Source organism: Neptunomonas sp. CHC150 (assembly GCF_030397555.1).
Classification (GTDB): Bacteria; Pseudomonadota; Gammaproteobacteria; order Pseudomonadales; family Balneatricaceae; genus Neptunomonas; species Neptunomonas phycophila.
Genome location: NZ_JAPNXU010000001.1, coordinates 107,135 through 122,615, shown reverse-complemented (window position 1 = coordinate 122,615; position 15,481 = coordinate 107,135). Strand labels below are relative to the sequence as shown.

Genomic DNA, 15,481 nt, shown 5'->3' with positions numbered 1-15,481 from the left:
GCACTTAGGCTTACCGACTGACATGGGTATAAATACTGGTATGACAACGCGGCTTGAACATGATCTTTTAGGCGACGAATCCCTTCCAAACTCGGCGTGGTATGGCATTCAAACACTCCGGGCTTTGCGTAACTTCAATATTACCGGCGTCCCTATTCACCACTTCCCAGACCTGATCAACACCTTAGCAATGGTCAAAGAAGCCGCCGCCGAAGCCAACTTTGAACTCGGAGAGCTACCGCCCGCTAAATACAAGGCGATTAAACAAGCCTGCCAACGGATTCGCGAAGGCGAGCTACATGACCAATTTGTCGTCGATTTGATTCAAGGCGGTGCAGGCACCTCAACCAATATGAACGCCAACGAAGTGATCGCCAATTTAGCACTATCGATCATGGGCTACGAAAAAGGCCAATATCAATATTTACACCCAAACAACGATGTTAACCGCTCGCAATCAACCAATGATGCCTACCCAACCGCCGCGCGTTTATCCATCGTGCTGAGCACTCGTGCTTTGCTGCACTCACTTCGCTCCATCCACAAAAGCCTAGAAGCCAAAGCCGAGGAGTTTGCAGACGTACTGAAAATGGGCCGCACTCAGCTACAAGACGCTGTCCCCATGACGCTTGGCCAAGAATTTAAAGCTTTCTCAGTCACACTAGGCGAAGACATCCAACGCATTGGTGAAGTCTGCAACTTACTCTGTGAAGTTAACTTAGGTGGAACGGCCATAGGGACAGGGCTTAACACCCATAAAGATTACTCGCGAATTGCCATTGAGCACCTAGCGCGCATTAGCGAACTCCCGGTTGTACCAGCCAGTAACTTAGTGGAAGCGACCTCGGATATGGGGGCGTTTGTTTCCATGTCGAGCATACAAAAGCGCTTGGCTATCAAGCTATCTAAAATCTGCAACGACTTACGTTTGTTATCCAGTGGCCCCCGTGCAGGCTTTAATGAAATTAACTTACCGGCTATGCAACCTGGCTCATCTATCATGCCGGGCAAGGTAAATCCGGTTATACCCGAAGCCGTAAACCAAACGGCCTTTCAAGTTATGGGCAGCGACCTGACCGTCTCTATGGCCGCCGAAGCAGGTCAACTGCAACTCAATGCCATGGAGCCGGTTATCGTTTACAACATCCTCAACTCCATGAAGATGCTCACCTCCGCTATCTACATGCTTGACCATCGCTGTATTCGCGGCATTACCGCTAACAAAGAGCACTGTCAGCAGCAAGTAAAAGACAGTATTGGTATGATCACCGCATTGGTGCCTTATATCGGTTATGATAACGCTTCACGTATTGCTCGTAACGCATTGCTAACCCGCTCTACCGTGGGCGAGCTAATACTCAAAGAAAACCTGCTGGATGAAGCAACACTCAACCGCTTGCTCTCGCCCTCAGCCATGCTACACCCGATGGACAGCTTAGTATGACATCCAAAATACTCATTATTTACACAGGTGGCACCATCGGTATGGCGCCCTCCGATGCAGGTTACAAGCCACAGAGCCACTTCGCAGACCTGGTTAAAACGTCGCTAAACAGCACGGCATATAAGACATTAGCACCCTTCGATATGATCGAACTAGACACGCTAATCGACAGCGCCAATATCCAACTCCACCATTGGACTGATCTTGCTAAGCTTATTTCGGATCACTACGACGACTACGCTGGCTTTGTTATCTTGCACGGCACAGACACCATGGCCTACACCGCTTCAGCCTTGTCGTTTATGCTCAACGGCTTAGACAAGCCCGTAATATTAACCGGTTCTCAAATCCCGCTTATCCAGCCCCGTAGCGACGCCACCAACAACTTACTGAATGCCGTCGCTTTTGCACGTGAACCGCGCATTCACGAAGTGTGCGTGTTATTCGACAACCAACTGCTGCGCGGCAACCGAGCCACGAAAGTCCACACCTCGGCTTTGCGTGCCTTCGATAGCCCAAGCTGCAAGCCCATTGGCCATGCTGGTATCGATATAGAATACCGCGCCATCACCGCGCTACCGGCTAAGCCAAAAGATTTTATCATTCCCACATTAACGCCAAGCGTATCGCAATTGGTGCTATATCCCGGAATTAGCAATGCCGTGATAGACGCCGCCTTACTTGATCCAACGGTAAAAGGCGTAGTGATGAGCAGCTTTGGAGCAGGCAACCCGCCCGATAGCAACGAACACCTCATGGCATCACTCGCCACCGCCAGTGCGCGCGGGGTTATTATTGTGAACATTACCCTCTGCCATGCCGGCGAAGTTATCCAAGGCGCCTACGCTACGGGAGAAACACTGAATGCATTGGGGATTATTGCCGGAGCCGACATGACCGCCGAAGCCGCGTTTACCAAATTGACGGTTCTACTATCCAGCGGCATGAGCCAAGAAGCCATCCGAAGTCAGTTAACACAATCAATATGTGGCGAGCTCAGCAACGCATAGCACGCCAGCTTTGGTATAAACAGTTTTAAGCCTTCGCCGGTACGCTCATATACCGGCTTTTTTTGCTTTTTTAGACTTTGTGGAAGAAGGCTGACAGGGCTATTTAGAATCATTCAGAAAGAGATTGGATGTGATCACACGTCAATTTACAAGAGCCGTTTAATAACTCTCGCCTCCTATTCGGCTGCTCTCAAGAAGATTACTCATCTAATTCCCTTAGCTGAATTTCGCCCTGCATTACATCAGCGCTACAATTTGCCTCATTTGTAGCAGATTGCTACAATCCTGATAGTATTCACCCCCCAAGAGGATATGACAATGGCAACTACTAGCATACGACTAGATCAAGACCTTATTGAAAAAGCCACTATTATGGCAAGGGCCCTTAACCGAACACCGCCTAAGCAAATTGAGCACTGGGCTAAAATTGGTGAAATAATGGAAGATAACCCAGATTTGCCATACGAGTTCGTAAAGCAAGCTATCATCGCCAAAGCTGAAAAAGAGGCAGGAAAACTGGAGAGCTACGATTTTGGCTAAGACTACTAGTGTTTTACAAACACCGAGTTTCAAAAAAGCCGTAAAAAAACTTAAGCTTGACCAAAAAAAAGATCTGGATAGTGCTATTAAAGAACTAATGGAAAAGCCGGAGCTGGGTGAGCAAAAAAAAGGAGATCTAGCTTTTCTACGTGTCTACAAATTCAAAATGAGCAAACAGCTTACATTATTAGGATACAGCTTTAATGATGGCACTCTGACTCTCGAATTAATGGCGCTTGGATCACATGAAAACTTTTATCGTGATGTAAAACGCGGTGTTTAAGCGACCGGAGCTATACCCAGCTTAGGTATCTCGATGGCTGGACAGTGGTCCATCACGATAGCCAAACCCGCCTCGATAGCGCGCTCTTCCGCCGGTTCGTTGATGACACCAAGCTGTAACCACACCGACTTGGCTCCAACCCGGATTGCATCGTCAACAACATCGCCTGCATCGACGGAGTTCCGAAATACATCGACCATGTCAATGGCGACGGGGACTTCGTCTAAGGTGCTGACGACCGAGCGACCTAAAATGGTGTCGCCCGCTTTAAGTGGGTTAACGGGAAACACGTCGTAGCCTTGATGCATTAAATACTGCATAACCTGATAGCTAGCACGGTGCGGCTTTGGACTAGCACCGACGAGGGCGATGGTTTTTGTGTTTTCGAGTACCTGACGGATTGTCTCTGAATCTGACATAAAAAGTGTATCGCTCTTATTCGTTGTAGTGTGGTGTTATTGCCCAGATTGGCACGTTGGACACTCGGGGTCGGGGCTAAGTTTCAGTGATCGCCATTCCATGTGTTTCGCATCTAATAATAGCAGACGCCCAATGAGCGGCGTCCCTATGGAGGCAAGGACTTTGAGGGCTTCTAATGCTTGCATGGAACCAATAATGCCCACCAATGGCGACAGCACGCCTGCCTCAGAGCAAGTGAGCGCCTCGTCTTCGCCTTCTTTATATAAACATTGATAACAAGGGCTACCCTCAACACCGGGGTGATAGACAGAGATTTGCCCTTCCATGCGGATGGCTGCGCCAGACACTAAGGGCTTTTTATACGCAACACAGGCGCGATTAAGCATAAAACGCGTGGCGAAGTTATCGGTGCAATCCACAACCAGATCAACCTTAGCCACCTGTTCCATCAAGGCCGCTTCATCTAGCCGCTCGGCACGAGTAGTGACCTCGATATCCGGATTAATTTGTGCCAAGGTGGCAGCCGCCGACTCTACTTTGCTCTGGCCGATACTGGCGGTGTTGTGTGCAATTTGGCGTTGTAGGTTGGTCATTTCAACCTGATCATCATCGACCAATACAAGATGCCCAACTCCAGCCGCGGCTAAATACATAGCCACGGGGCTTCCTAAACCGCCCACACCTAAAATTAAGACACGGCTATCTAGCCAACGCTGTTGACCTTCTATGTCCACATCGCCCAGCATAATTTGTCGGCTGTAGCGTAAAAGTTGATTGTCACTAAGCACACGCTCTCCTATTTTTTAGACCGATGTTAGCCATTGCCCCAGCGTTACACGGTCATTATCGCCGTAATCTTTAACCGTTTCGACCTGCTGATACCCTAAACGCACTAATAGGCGCCGACAGGCATCGCCTTGATCATAACCGTGCTCGAACATGAGCCAGCCATTGGGGTTTAGCCGGTGAGTTGCTTGCTCGGCAATATGTTGTATATCCGCTAAACCTTGATCATCCGCTATTAATGCAGTGAGCGGCTCAAAGCGCACGTCCCCTTGGCTTAAATGTGGGTCGTCTGGATCTATATAGGGTGGATTGCTTACGATAAGGTCAAAGCGCCCTTCGATAGCTTCAAACCAACTGCTTTGAACAAACGAGACATTCGTTACCCCTAGGCGCGCTTGATTATGCTGGGCCAGCTTAACGGCACCCGGCATAAGATCACAACCCACCACCGCCCATGCAGGGCATTCTTTGGCTAAGGCCAATCCAATAGCGCCAGTCCCGGTGCCTAGATCTAGCACACGTTGTGGTACGGCCGTTAGCGGGTCCAGCATACGCAAGGCGGTTTCTACCAAGACCTCGGTATCTGCTCGTGGGATCAAGGTATCTTTGGAGACAGCCAGCTCAAAGTCCCAAAAGGCTCGGTAGCCCAAAATATAGGCAATAGGCTCACCCGCTTGGCGGCGCAACAACAAGGCACGAAAAGCGGCTTCTTGCTCATGGCTAAGCGTTTTATCTGGCCAAGTACGTAAATAACTCGCAGGCTTTTGCAATACATGGCACAGCAGATAATCGATATCGACCTCAGGCGAATCGCTTACGCTGGTTAAGCGTTTGTGTAACGCTCGTGCCTCATTGATGGTAATGCTCATAATGCCTCGTGTTTTAGCGATATACGATAACGGCTACTCAGAGCCGATAACGAGAAATGCCCTGTGGTTTGGAGCCTCAGGGCATTTTTCATGCAATCTTCGCTTACGGTGAGCTATGCTTACTCGGCTAGCTCGCCTAACTGCTCTGCTTGGTATTCTTGCAGCAACGGATTGATAACGTCGTCTAACTTGCCTTCCATCACTTCATCTAACTTGTAAAGTGTGAGGTTAATACGGTGGTCCGTAATACGGCCCTGTGGATAATTGTAGGTACGTATGCGTTCGGAGCGGTCACCACTACCAACAAGGCTTTTACGTGTTGATGCTTGTGCGGCTGCATTGCGTTCTTGTTCGGCTGCTTGCAAACGTGAAGCCAGCAGACCCATGGCTTTGGCACGGTTTTTATGCTGCGAGCGCTCTTCCTGACATTCCACGACAACACCCGTAGGTATGTGCGTAATACGGATAGCAGAGTCTGTTTTGTTGATATGCTGACCACCCGCACCGGAGGCGCGGTAAGTGTCGACGCGCAAATCCGCCTTGTTGATCTCGATAGCGGCGGCTTCGTCCATTTCGGGCATGATGGCAACTGTACACGCCGAGGTATGAATTCGGCCCTGAGATTCGGTTTCGGGAACGCGCTGCACTCGGTGCGCGCCGGACTCAAATTTTAAGCGCGAAAATACATCTTGCCCCACTACACGGGTAATAATTTCTTTATAACCGCCGTGTTCACCTTCATTTTCGCTGATGATCTCTACACGCCAGCCCTGCGTTTCCGCATATTTGGAGTACATACGGAACAAGTCACCAGAGAAAATTGCCGCTTCATCACCGCCTGTACCTGCTCGGATCTCTAAGAAAGCATTACGGCCATCATTGGGGTCTTTTGGTAATAAGTGAATTTGCAGCTCATCGGTCAACTCTTCGATGGCTTTTTTAGAGTTGGCGTATTCTTCTTTCGCCATCTCACGCATGTCCGGATCACTGTCTTCCATCATAATTTCGGCATCAGCAAAGTCGCTTTCGGCTTGCTGATACGCTTGAAAACACTGAATAACCGGCTCAAGCTCCGCGTACTCTTTGGAGTACTCTCGAAATTTATTTTGATCTGTAATTACGTCGGCGTCACTCAGCAAGGCTGAGAGCTCTTCAAAACGGTCGGCCAGTTTTTCTAACTTGGCCCGGATAGACTCTTTCATCAGTTACTTTTCGTCCGGTTCAGACAGGTTAAATAGCGTATGTGCTGCATCCAACAATTCGGTGCGCCCTTCGGCACTTGCCTTGCGCATTTGAATGGTCGGATGATGCAGCATTTTGTTCGTTAAACGGCGTGCCATTTGAGCTAAGACTTCTTCAGCTGGCTTGCCATTGGCAATCTGTTTTAAGGAGGCAGCGACCTCCTGATCGCGGATGCTTTCGTAGCGCCCACGCAAATCAGTTACGGTATCGACAGCCGCTAACGAACGCAATTGGCGCATAAACTCGTGCGCGCCTTGGTTGATAATATCTTCCGCTTCACGAGCAGCGGTTTCACGCGAGCGTTGATTTTCTTCAATGACTTCACGTAAATCATCAACCGTGTACAAGTAAACATCATCAAGATCTGCTACTTGCGATTCGATATCGCGAGGTACGGCAATATCTACCATAAAAATTGGCCGGTGCTTGCGTTTTTTCAACGCATTTTCGACTGCACCTTTACCTAAAATCGGCAACTGACTAGCGGTCGAGGCAATCACGATATCGGCCTGCGGCAAAGCATCGGGAATATCACCGAGCAAAATAGCCTTACCATTAAATTCATTAGCCAAATCGAGCGCTCGGTTGAGTGTTCGGTTGGCTACGGTAATCTCTTTAACACCCGCATTGTGGAGGTGTCTAGCAACAAGCTCGATTGTCTCACCAGCACCAATTAGTAGAGCGCGACTATCACCTAAATCCGAAAATATATGCTGCGCCAAACTCACCGCAGCATAAGCGACAGACACCGGGTTTTCGCCAATAGCGGTGTCGGTACGCACTTTTTTGGCCACGGAAAAGGTCTGCTGAAACAGCCGGCCAAGCTCAGAACCTAAAAAGCCACTTTCTTGCGATAGCGTATAAGCGGACTTAAGCTGGCCTAAAATCTGAGGCTCGCCCAATACTAACGAATCTAACCCACTGGCAACGCGCATCATATGTCGAGCGGCTTCGTCATCCCAATGTGCATAAACACACTGTTCCAAATCATTATCCGATACGCCGTGATAATTACCTAACCACTGTAGTATAGCCTGTATGCCTTTTTCATCGGTCGAGCAGTAAAGTTCAGTGCGGTTACACGTGGACAAAATTGCTACTTCTTTTACGCGTGCGCTGGCACGCGCCTGCGACAACGCCTCAGCTAACTGCTCAGGGCTGAACGCTACACGCTCCCTGACATCAACAGAGGCGGTTTTATGATTGATACCAAGCGCAAGAAGAGACATGTAAAATAATTAGGACTACATAGCTTAGGATAACGAGCGCGTCATCATACACCTGTTTGCGGTAAAACTTAAAACTACACCTTGCTATTTTAGTACTGAAAGCGCATTAAATACGCGACAAACGTAATGATATTGGTCTATATCAAGGATCAGGGAACCTTTATTGCGCCGCAGTGACAAATTAACCATGTATCACCCGGTGACAAGGGCTATTCAATTACTCTATAGTCAAAACTGTAGTCAAAACAATTGCCATAGCGTGCCATACTGCATGGCTGCGCTGGTTAGTGGCCTGATTCGAACCTAATTACTCTGGATCAACAATTCACTGTGCTTAAACATGCTTTTATTTTAGTTACTCTTGCTGCCGGCGTTTTATCAGGCTGCAGCATAACACCTAGCCACCCACCGAGTTCTCTTGAGTACGCCCCTGTGCCATCCACATACCAGCGTGGCGAACTGAACGGCGAAACATTGTTTGATTTACTGGTTGCCGAATTGGCGGGCCATGAACAAGCGTATGACTTATCTTTTCAAAAATATCTTAAGCAGGCTGAGTTAACCGGCGATCCGGCTATCATCCGCCGTGCCACGCGCATCGCTCAATTTAATAAAGACACGCAAGGGCTAGAAAAAGCATCAAAGATTTGGGCTAAATACGAGCCAAACTCATCGGAACCCGACGAGCTGTTAGCGGGCCTATTTATGCACCAAGGCCGCTTCGAAGAAGCCGTTCCCTACATCAACAATGCATTGAGTAATAACGGCCGCCAAGTACTGTTGTTGATGAGCGCTCAAGCACGGAATTTATCGCCAGCCCAAGCCAAAGCATTAATTGAGCCGTTACAACAGCAACTGGCCAGTAATGCGCAACAGGCTGATATATGGCTGACGTTGGGTATTTTACAGCGCCAAGCGCTACTCAAAAGCGATGCTTTAACGAGCTTCACTCAGGCACTAAGCATCAATCCTGATGCCTATGAGGCGAGCATTCAAAAAGCGGATCTACTAAGAGAAACGGGTAAAACAACCTCTGCTTTAGCTATTTTGAACGGATTGCTCAAAAAGCAGCCCGATAATAAGCAAATCAAGCTGTTAAAAGTACAAACCTTGTACAAAGCGGAGCGCCCGGCAAACGCCTTAGCACTCAGCGAAACGCTAATGGCTGATCACCCTGACGATGAACAACTCCAGCTTTATTTAGCACTGCTTGCTCTAGACTTTAATCGTCTTGATGATAGCGAAACCATGCTCCGTGAGATCATCAAACAAAGCACTAATACGGCCCCCTACTTTTATCTGGGCTTAATTGCTGAACAGCAAAACCGCAACGAGGCTGCCATCCGTAACTATTTGCGGGTAGATGAAGGCAAAAACGTTATCCAAGCTTACACCCGCGCCGTCGGCTTAATGGAAAATATTGATAACCAAGAGCGCGTGAGTGAAGCGATTGTGCAAGGTATTGAACAACAACCTTCCATTGCTCCTATATTAATCAATCTTCACGCAGACTGGCTGCGCAAGCACGGCCTCAATGCCGAAGCAATTGATAAACTGAACCAAGGGGTTGAGCTATATCCCGATAACCTGGACTTACGCTACATGCGCGCCATGATGCTCCCTGAAGAAGATTTCCCAATCGCCGAACAGGACTTCCGCATTATTTTGGAACAAGACCCTGACAATGCAATGGCGCTGAATGCGTTAGGCTATACGTTGTCGCTTTACACTCAGCGCTACCAGGAAGCGTATGAGCTACTATCTCGAGCTATTCAGCTAAAGCCCAATGACCCAGCGGTTATCGACTCCATGGGGTGGGTTCTTTATAAGCTCAACCGTTTAGATGAAGCCGAAAGCTATCTCAGCAAAGCCTACCAATCCTTTTCTGATGCTGAAGTGGGCAGCCATTTAGTTATTGTCCTTGCCGCTCAACAAAAAACACAACAAGCTCGCGCACTACTGACTGAGCTCGAGAAAAAATTTCCTAATAGCCCGCACCTTAGCGACGCTCAAAATGCACTGAAAGGTATATGATGAAACCTGTTGTATCACTTATTGTTCTCACTCTTTTTCTAACAGGCTGTAGCCTCGCTCCTAATAAACCTAACATGAGTAACGCGGTTAGCTGGGAAGTATACCAAGAACAAGCATTAGCACTGGAAAACTACTTATTAACCGGAAAAGTCGGTATCAGATCAGCTGAAGACTCTAACTCTGCGACGCTAACATGGGCGCAAAATAGCCAGGAATTCGACATCCGCCTCAAAGGTCCATTAGGCCAAGGCGCTGCGGCTATTAGCGGTGATCAGTACTACGCTACCTTAGAAATACCCAACGAGCCGCCTTTACAAGCCGCAACCCCAGAAGAGTTACTCGATTTACGGCTGGGTTGGGCTCTACCAGTACGTGAAGCACAATATTGGATCAAAGGCATTCCTGCTCCAGGAAGCACCTATGACGCGACTTTTGATGACAATAAACTCGCCACATTGCAGCAACAAGGCTGGGATATCACTTACGATCGTTACCTAGAACAAGCCAACCAAACTCTTCCAGGCAAAGTGGTATTTACCCGTGGCGAACTCATAATCACTATTATTGTCCGTTCATGGCAAAAATCTGGTTAAAAAACGACCAGACTGCTAAATTATAGGTTGACCCAAACAGCGCTTTTTAAGAGAATAGCGCCCTCATTTTTCAGGGAGAAAACCTGAGGATATAGGGGTGTTGCTATGCAATACGATAGTGGATTGTAATTTACGCGGTAAATTCGGCCCAAACCCCTGCCAAATGTTAACTAAGAACTCCCAACCATGAACTCCAATACCGAACAGTCCAAGAAGGTAGTCTCCATGTCTAAAATGATGGTATTCACCGGGAATGCAAACCCCGAACTGGGCCTTAAAGTCGTAGAACGACTCGACATCCCAATGGGTAAAGCTCACGTAGCCCGTTTTAGCGATGGTGAAGTTAGCGTAGAGATCCAAGAAAACGTTCGTGGTAAAGACGTTTTTATTATCCAGTCAACGTGCGCACCCACCAATGACAACCTGATGGAAATGATTGTGCTAGCCGATGCGCTTCGCCGCGCTTCAGCCACACGTATCACAGCCGTTGTGCCTTACTTTGGTTACGCTCGTCAAGATCGTCGCCCGCGCTCTGCTCGTGTTGCTATCAGTGCAAAAGTGGTTGCTGACATGATGTCAGCTGTTGGCATCGACCGTGTATTGACTGTTGATTTACATGCCGACCAAATCCAGGGCTTCTTCTCTGTCCCTGTAGATAACGTTTACGGCTCACCTGTATTACTTGACGACATTATTGATCAGCAATACGAAAACCCAATGGTTGTTTCTCCAGACGTGGGTGGTGTTGTACGTGCTCGAGCAGTAGCGAAGCAATTGGACTGCGATCTCGCTATCATCGACAAACGTCGTGAACGTGCTAACGAATCACAAGTCATGAACATCATCGGTGACGTCGAAGGCCGTACTTGCATATTGGTAGACGACATGTGTGACACCGCTGGCACATTGTGCAAAGCGGCTAAAGCACTCAAAGCAAACGGCGCCGCTCGCGTTGTTGCTTATGCTACACACGCCGTACTCTCTGGCCCGGCTATCGAAAACATCACCAACTCACAGTTAGATGAGTTAGTGGTTACTGATACAATCCCATTGTCTAAAGAAGCACAAGCATGCGCTAACATTCGCCAATTAACGCTGGCCCCAATGTTGGCTGAAGCGGTACGCCGTGTATGCAACGAAGAATCTATCAGCGCGATGTTCCGTTAAACGAACATCCGCTTAAAGATGCCCACATGGGCACATGCGGTTAACCACCATACAGTGGAAAACCATTTAAAAATCGCTGTAAATCGCTCTGGTCGCGGAGTCTTACAGTTTGTAATTTATAGGTATTCAAATGTCTAACTTTGTATTAAATGCTATCTCTCGTGAAGATCAGGGGAAAGGTGCGAGCCGCCGCCTGCGTCGCGAAGGTCTGGTTCCTGCCGTTGTTTACGGTGGCACAGCAGATGAAGCACCTGTTGCTATTTCTTTGGTTAACAAAGATCTAATCAAGCAACTTGACGATCAAACTTTCTTCTCTTCTATCCTTACTGTTGCTCTGGATGGCAAAGAGACTCAAGTGATCATCAAAGATCTACAACGTCACCCTGCTAAGCCAGCTATCTTACATGCTGACTTCCAGCGTATTGCTGCAGATCAAAAGATCAAAATCAACGTTCCAATCAGCTTCATCAACTTTGAAAAATCTGCAGCTTCTAAAAATGCGGCTAAATTCGCTGTTGAAGCTAACGTAGTAGAAATCCTTTGCTTGCCAAAAGATCTACCAGAAGTTGTAACTGTTGATCTGTCTAACGTAGCTCCAACTCAAATCCTTCACTTGTCAGACATCTCTCTGCCAGAAGGCGTTGAAATCGCTACTCTGCGTCGTGGTGAAGACTATGACCAAGGTATCGGCTACGTTTACTCTCCACGTGGTGCTAAAGCGAGCTAATTCGCCTTAGGACTATATACCCAGCATGAAAGACTCTATTCAGCTTATTGTCGGACTCGGCAACCCCGGTTCCCAATACGAGCAGACCCGTCATAATGCTGGGGCTGAGTTTGTCGAGCAGCTAGCTGCTCGACAACTCACTTCCCTCCAAACGGACAAGAAGTTTTTTGGCCGCTACGGAAAAGCCCAATTGGGCAATCAAACCGTACACTTATTGATCCCCACTACGTTTATGAACCTCAGTGGACAATCAGTAGCTGCGGTAGCTAACTTTTATAAAATTCCCCCCGAAAGTATTCTTGTTGCACATGACGAGCTTGACCTACCTCCGGGTATCGCTCGCTTCAAGCAAGGCGGTGGTCATGGCGGGCACAACGGTTTACGCGATATTATTAGCCGTTTAGGGAATAACAAGAATTTTTACCGGCTACGCATTGGCATTGGACACCCAGGCCAAGCAAAAGATGTTGCCGGGTTCGTTTTGACAAAAGCTCCCGTCTCAGAACGTTCCAAATCGCAAGCGGCGATCGATGAATCTCTTTTTCATCTCCCCGAAGCGATTAGCGGAAACTGGGCTCAGGCAATGAATAAACTGCACAGCTTTAAAGGCTAATTAAGGTATAACTATGGGTTTTAAATGTGGCATCGTCGGCCTACCAAACGTAGGTAAATCAACGCTTTTTAATGCATTAACAAAAGCAGGCATTGATGCCGAGAACTTCCCGTTCTGTACCATTGAACCAAACTCAGGCATCGTCCCCATGCCTGATAGCCGCTTGGACGCTCTAGCTGAGATTGTCAGTCCTGAACGCGTTGTACCAACGACTATGGAGTTTGTGGATATTGCAGGTCTGGTCGCAGGCGCTTCTAAGGGTGAAGGTCTTGGTAACAAGTTCCTAGCTAATATCCGCGAAACCGATGCCATTGCGCATGTTGTCCGCTGCTTTGAAGACGACAACGTAATCCATGTGGCCAACCGCATTGATCCAATCAACGATATTGAAACGATCAACCTCGAACTTGCCTTAGCTGATTTGGATTCTGTAGAGAAGCAGATCCTGCGCCTGCAAAAACAAGCAAAAGGTGGCGATAAAGATGCCGTGCGTTCCAAAGAACTACTAGAGCGCATTAAGCCGCATTTAGAAGAAGGCAAAGCCGCACGTTCAATGGCACTTACTGATGACGAGCTAAAGGTTGTTAAAACCTTCCACCTACTCACCATCAAGCCAACAATGTACATCGCTAACGTAGATGAAGACGGCTTTGAAGATAACGCTCACCTTGAGACAGTTCGCAAATTAGCAGCTGAAGAAGGCGCCGAAGTTGTTGCGATCTGCAACAAGCTAGAAGCAGAAATAGCCGAGCTAGATGAAGAAGAGAAGCAAGAGTTCTTGCAAGATTTAGGCATGGAAGAACCCGGCTTAGACCGTGTTATCCGCGCTGGTTATGAACTGCTAGGCTTACAAACCTACTTTACGGCTGGCGTCAAAGAAGTTCGCGCTTGGACTGTACAAATCGGTGCGACAGCGCCAAAAGCAGCCGCTGTTATCCACACAGACTTCGAGAAAGGCTTTATCCGTGCAGAAGTCATCGCTTACGACGACTTTATTGCGTTTAAAGGCGAGCAAGGTGCAAAGGATGCCGGTAAATGGCGTCTAGAAGGTAAAGAATACATCGTGAAAGACGGTGATGTGGTCCACTTCCGTTTTAACGTCTAACCACGTATAAATTCTAGAACTATGAAATGGGCGCTACCTATCAATTAGGTAGCGCCCATTTTTTATGTAGTTTCTGTGCCTGTGAAAATTCAGGCAGCGAATACATGTTCGTATACAATAGCAGCGCCAATTAGTATCAACACAACACCGCCTACCACTTCTGCTCGCCGCCCTATCGCCCTACCCAGCAAGCGACCAGCCATAACACCAACCGTCACCATAATACAGGTGGCAGAGCCAATCATAATGGCTGCCAGTACAATATTCACATCAACAAAAGCCAGACCCATCCCCACAGCAAGCGCATCAATGCTTGTAGCTACAGCAGCTAGAGCCAATAACATAAAGCTATGTGATTCTGATGCCTTATCCTGCTCACTAGAATCTATTTTCATACCCTCATAGATCATATGAAGCCCAAGCCCTAGCAGCAGAAAAAAAGCGACCCAATGATCCCAAGCTTCAACATATTGTAGCGCTGCATAGCCAACCAGCCAGCCTATTAGCGGGGTTAGCCCTTCAACACAACCAAAAATTACTCCCGTACGCAAAGCATCACGCAAACGGGGCTTTTGCAGAGTAGCGCCTTTGCCAAGCGCCGCTGCAAAAGCATCTGCCGACATAGCCAAAGAAAGAAAAAAAAGTGAGATGAGGTTCATAACTTTACTACCGGCTAGGCTGAGTCCACGACAAACCTGTACGCCTAACCGTACTTACAGATTCATCGTTGGTCTCACCAACCTAAACAGGCGACCGCACCATGGCCATGCAAGCCAAGAATGTTGATACGGACACTTCTACCACAATGCAGAAGCAGGTTACTCCCCAAAGAGGGCACCTATGCTAACGACTCAACGCCAAAAAGTATAGACATTGACACGACACAAGAGGCTCCAGCACAGCAGATATACCCGTAATTTTTTAAGACAGCTTTTCTAGGAAAATCAGACACTTTTTTACCGCATTACTGTTGACAGACTTCAAAAAAAAGCGAATAATGCGCGCCTCAAATGGACAAGGCAATGTAGCTCAGTTGGTTAGAGCAACGCATTCATAATGCGTGGGTCGCAGGTTCAAATCCCGCCATTGCCACCATTTGAAGATTTTAGGGGTATAGCCAAGCGGTAAGGCAACGGGTTTTGATCCCGTCATGCGCAGGTTCGAATCCTGCTACCCCTGCCATCTTTATCATCAAGATGGTCTAAAATCTGGCAATGTAGCTCAGCTGGTTAGAGCAACGCATTCATAATGCGTGGGTCGCAGGTTCGAGTCCCGCCATTGCCACCATTTGCATCGCAAGTATGCAATTACAATATAGGGGTATAGCCAAGCGGTAAGGCAACGGGTTTTGATCCCGTCATGCGCAGGTTCGAATCCTGCTACCCCTGCCATCTCTTCATTGCTTTAACACCTTCCTCA

At 48.0% G+C, this 15,481-nt stretch carries 16 protein-coding genes and 4 tRNA genes; 14 read left to right on the top strand and 6 right to left on the bottom strand.

Going from position 1 to position 15,481, the window contains the following annotated elements; translation table 11 throughout:
* Positions 1 to 40: 40 nt before the first annotated feature.
* The 4 genes from OW491_RS00660 (at position 41) to OW491_RS00645 (ending at position 3,277) form a co-directional block, all read left to right on the top strand.
* Positions 41 to 1,444, top strand: coding sequence for an aspartate ammonia-lyase (locus tag OW491_RS00660; RefSeq protein ID WP_178969814.1), 1,404 nt, complete (start codon positions 41 to 43; stop codon positions 1,442 to 1,444).
* Positions 1,441 to 2,454 carry a type I asparaginase gene (locus OW491_RS00655; RefSeq protein ID WP_075173702.1) on the top strand — a complete coding sequence of 338 codons (1,014 nt, stop codon included), beginning with the start codon at positions 1,441 to 1,443 and terminating at the stop codon, positions 2,452 to 2,454. The genes OW491_RS00660 and OW491_RS00655 overlap by 4 nt, the downstream gene beginning before the upstream one ends.
* A gap of 318 nt (positions 2,455 to 2,772) precedes the next feature.
* Positions 2,773 to 2,994: a hypothetical protein gene (locus OW491_RS00650; protein ID WP_075179779.1), complete on the top strand. Its 222-nt coding sequence runs from the start codon at positions 2,773 to 2,775 to the stop codon at positions 2,992 to 2,994.
* On the top strand, positions 2,987 to 3,277 hold the full coding sequence (locus tag OW491_RS00645) for a type II toxin-antitoxin system RelE/ParE family toxin (RefSeq protein ID WP_075179778.1): 291 nt from the start codon (positions 2,987 to 2,989) through the stop codon (positions 3,275 to 3,277). Before OW491_RS00650 ends, OW491_RS00645 begins: the two co-directional genes overlap by 8 nt.
* On the opposite strand, the gene OW491_RS00640 is transcribed toward OW491_RS00645, so the two are convergent.
* The 5 genes from OW491_RS00640 to hemA form a co-directional block, all read right to left on the bottom strand.
* Positions 3,274 to 3,696, bottom strand: a complete 423-nt coding sequence (locus tag OW491_RS00640; RefSeq protein WP_178969334.1) for a CoA-binding protein — start codon at positions 3,694 to 3,696, stop codon at positions 3,274 to 3,276. The two genes, OW491_RS00645 and OW491_RS00640, sit on opposite strands and share 4 nt — an antisense overlap.
* A 36-nt stretch (positions 3,697 to 3,732) precedes the next feature.
* Entirely contained in the window at positions 3,733 to 4,485 is a 753-nt protein-coding gene (locus OW491_RS00635) for a molybdopterin-synthase adenylyltransferase MoeB (RefSeq protein ID WP_290034361.1), read from the bottom strand.
* Between the two features lie 15 nt (positions 4,486 to 4,500).
* Complete coding sequence (prmC, locus tag OW491_RS00630) at positions 4,501 to 5,352, bottom strand: peptide chain release factor N(5)-glutamine methyltransferase (RefSeq protein WP_290034360.1); 852 nt, start codon at positions 5,350 to 5,352, stop codon at positions 4,501 to 4,503.
* A 119-nt stretch (positions 5,353 to 5,471) separates the two neighbouring features.
* Positions 5,472 to 6,554 carry a peptide chain release factor 1 gene (gene prfA, locus OW491_RS00625; protein WP_075179775.1) on the bottom strand — a complete coding sequence of 361 codons (1,083 nt, stop codon included), beginning with the start codon at positions 6,552 to 6,554 and terminating at the stop codon, positions 5,472 to 5,474.
* Between the two features lie 3 nt (positions 6,555 to 6,557).
* Positions 6,558 to 7,823 (bottom strand): glutamyl-tRNA reductase, encoded by a 1,266-nt coding sequence (gene hemA, locus OW491_RS00620; protein ID WP_075173697.1) that lies wholly within the window; start codon positions 7,821 to 7,823, stop codon positions 6,558 to 6,560.
* A gap of 330 nt (positions 7,824 to 8,153) precedes the next feature.
* On the opposite strand from hemA, the gene OW491_RS00615 reads away from it, so the two are divergent.
* The 6 genes from OW491_RS00615 (at position 8,154) to ychF (ending at position 14,062) form a co-directional block, all read left to right on the top strand.
* The gene (locus tag OW491_RS00615) at positions 8,154 to 9,857 is read left to right on the top strand and encodes a tetratricopeptide repeat protein (RefSeq protein WP_215150915.1); all 1,704 of its coding nucleotides are present in this window, start codon (positions 8,154 to 8,156) and stop codon (positions 9,855 to 9,857) included.
* Positions 9,854 to 10,450 carry a lipoprotein insertase outer membrane protein LolB gene (gene lolB / locus OW491_RS00610; RefSeq protein WP_354669554.1) on the top strand — a complete coding sequence of 199 codons (597 nt, stop codon included), beginning with the start codon at positions 9,854 to 9,856 and terminating at the stop codon, positions 10,448 to 10,450. The genes OW491_RS00615 and lolB overlap by 4 nt, the downstream gene beginning before the upstream one ends.
* A gap of 225 nt (positions 10,451 to 10,675) precedes the next feature.
* Positions 10,676 to 11,617 carry a ribose-phosphate pyrophosphokinase gene (locus OW491_RS00605; RefSeq protein WP_075173694.1) on the top strand — a complete coding sequence of 314 codons (942 nt, stop codon included), beginning with the start codon at positions 10,676 to 10,678 and terminating at the stop codon, positions 11,615 to 11,617.
* A gap of 130 nt (positions 11,618 to 11,747) precedes the next feature.
* On the top strand, positions 11,748 to 12,344 hold the full coding sequence (locus OW491_RS00600) for a 50S ribosomal protein L25/general stress protein Ctc (protein WP_075173693.1): 597 nt from the start codon (positions 11,748 to 11,750) through the stop codon (positions 12,342 to 12,344).
* Between the two features lie 25 nt (positions 12,345 to 12,369).
* Positions 12,370 to 12,957 (top strand): aminoacyl-tRNA hydrolase, encoded by a 588-nt coding sequence (pth, locus tag OW491_RS00595; RefSeq protein ID WP_075173692.1) that lies wholly within the window; start codon positions 12,370 to 12,372, stop codon positions 12,955 to 12,957.
* Between the two features lie 13 nt (positions 12,958 to 12,970).
* Positions 12,971 to 14,062, top strand: a complete 1,092-nt coding sequence (gene ychF, locus OW491_RS00590) for a redox-regulated ATPase YchF (RefSeq protein WP_290034359.1) — start codon at positions 12,971 to 12,973, stop codon at positions 14,060 to 14,062.
* A gap of 89 nt (positions 14,063 to 14,151) precedes the next feature.
* On the opposite strand, the gene OW491_RS00585 is transcribed toward ychF, so the two are convergent.
* Positions 14,152 to 14,721: a manganese efflux pump MntP family protein gene (locus OW491_RS00585; RefSeq protein ID WP_290034358.1), complete on the bottom strand. Its 570-nt coding sequence runs from the start codon at positions 14,719 to 14,721 to the stop codon at positions 14,152 to 14,154.
* 359 nt (positions 14,722 to 15,080) lie between these two features.
* Between OW491_RS00585 and OW491_RS00580 the strand changes: the two genes are divergently transcribed.
* The 4 genes from OW491_RS00580 to OW491_RS00565 all read left to right on the top strand — a co-directional run bounded on the left by OW491_RS00580 (position 15,081) and on the right by OW491_RS00565 (position 15,453).
* Positions 15,081 to 15,157 (top strand) — tRNA-Met (locus OW491_RS00580).
* A 12-nt stretch (positions 15,158 to 15,169) separates the two neighbouring features.
* A tRNA-Gln gene (locus OW491_RS00575) sits at positions 15,170 to 15,244 on the top strand.
* A 28-nt stretch (positions 15,245 to 15,272) separates the two neighbouring features.
* Positions 15,273 to 15,349 (top strand) — tRNA-Met (locus tag OW491_RS00570).
* Positions 15,350 to 15,378: 29 nt separating this feature from the next.
* A tRNA-Gln gene (locus OW491_RS00565) sits at positions 15,379 to 15,453 on the top strand.
* The last annotated feature ends 28 nt before the right edge of the window (positions 15,454 to 15,481 follow it).

Bases quoted from the DNA above. Each gene is read 5' to 3' on its own strand.
- OW491_RS00660 (WP_178969814.1), top strand. From the start codon at position 41: ATGACAACGCGGCTTGAACATGATCTTTTAGGCGACGAATCCCTTCCA.
- OW491_RS00655 (WP_075173702.1), top strand. From the start codon at position 1,441: ATGACATCCAAAATACTCATTATTTACACAGGTGGCACCATCGGTATG.
- OW491_RS00650 (WP_075179779.1), top strand. From the start codon at position 2,773: ATGGCAACTACTAGCATACGACTAGATCAAGACCTTATTGAAAAAGCC.
- OW491_RS00640 (WP_178969334.1), bottom strand. From the start codon at position 3,696: ATGTCAGATTCAGAGACAATCCGTCAGGTACTCGAAAACACAAAAACC.
- prmC (WP_290034360.1), bottom strand. From the start codon at position 5,352: ATGAGCATTACCATCAATGAGGCACGAGCGTTACACAAACGCTTAACC.
- prfA (WP_075179775.1), bottom strand. From the start codon at position 6,554: ATGAAAGAGTCTATCCGGGCCAAGTTAGAAAAACTGGCCGACCGTTTT.
- hemA (WP_075173697.1), bottom strand. From the start codon at position 7,823: ATGTCTCTTCTTGCGCTTGGTATCAATCATAAAACCGCCTCTGTTGAT.
- lolB (WP_354669554.1), top strand. From the start codon at position 9,854: ATGATGAAACCTGTTGTATCACTTATTGTTCTCACTCTTTTTCTAACA.
- OW491_RS00605 (WP_075173694.1), top strand. From the start codon at position 10,676: ATGTCTAAAATGATGGTATTCACCGGGAATGCAAACCCCGAACTGGGC.
- OW491_RS00600 (WP_075173693.1), top strand. From the start codon at position 11,748: ATGTCTAACTTTGTATTAAATGCTATCTCTCGTGAAGATCAGGGGAAA.
- pth (WP_075173692.1), top strand. From the start codon at position 12,370: ATGAAAGACTCTATTCAGCTTATTGTCGGACTCGGCAACCCCGGTTCC.
- ychF (WP_290034359.1), top strand. From the start codon at position 12,971: ATGGGTTTTAAATGTGGCATCGTCGGCCTACCAAACGTAGGTAAATCA.
- OW491_RS00585 (WP_290034358.1), bottom strand. From the start codon at position 14,721: ATGAACCTCATCTCACTTTTTTTTCTTTCTTTGGCTATGTCGGCAGAT.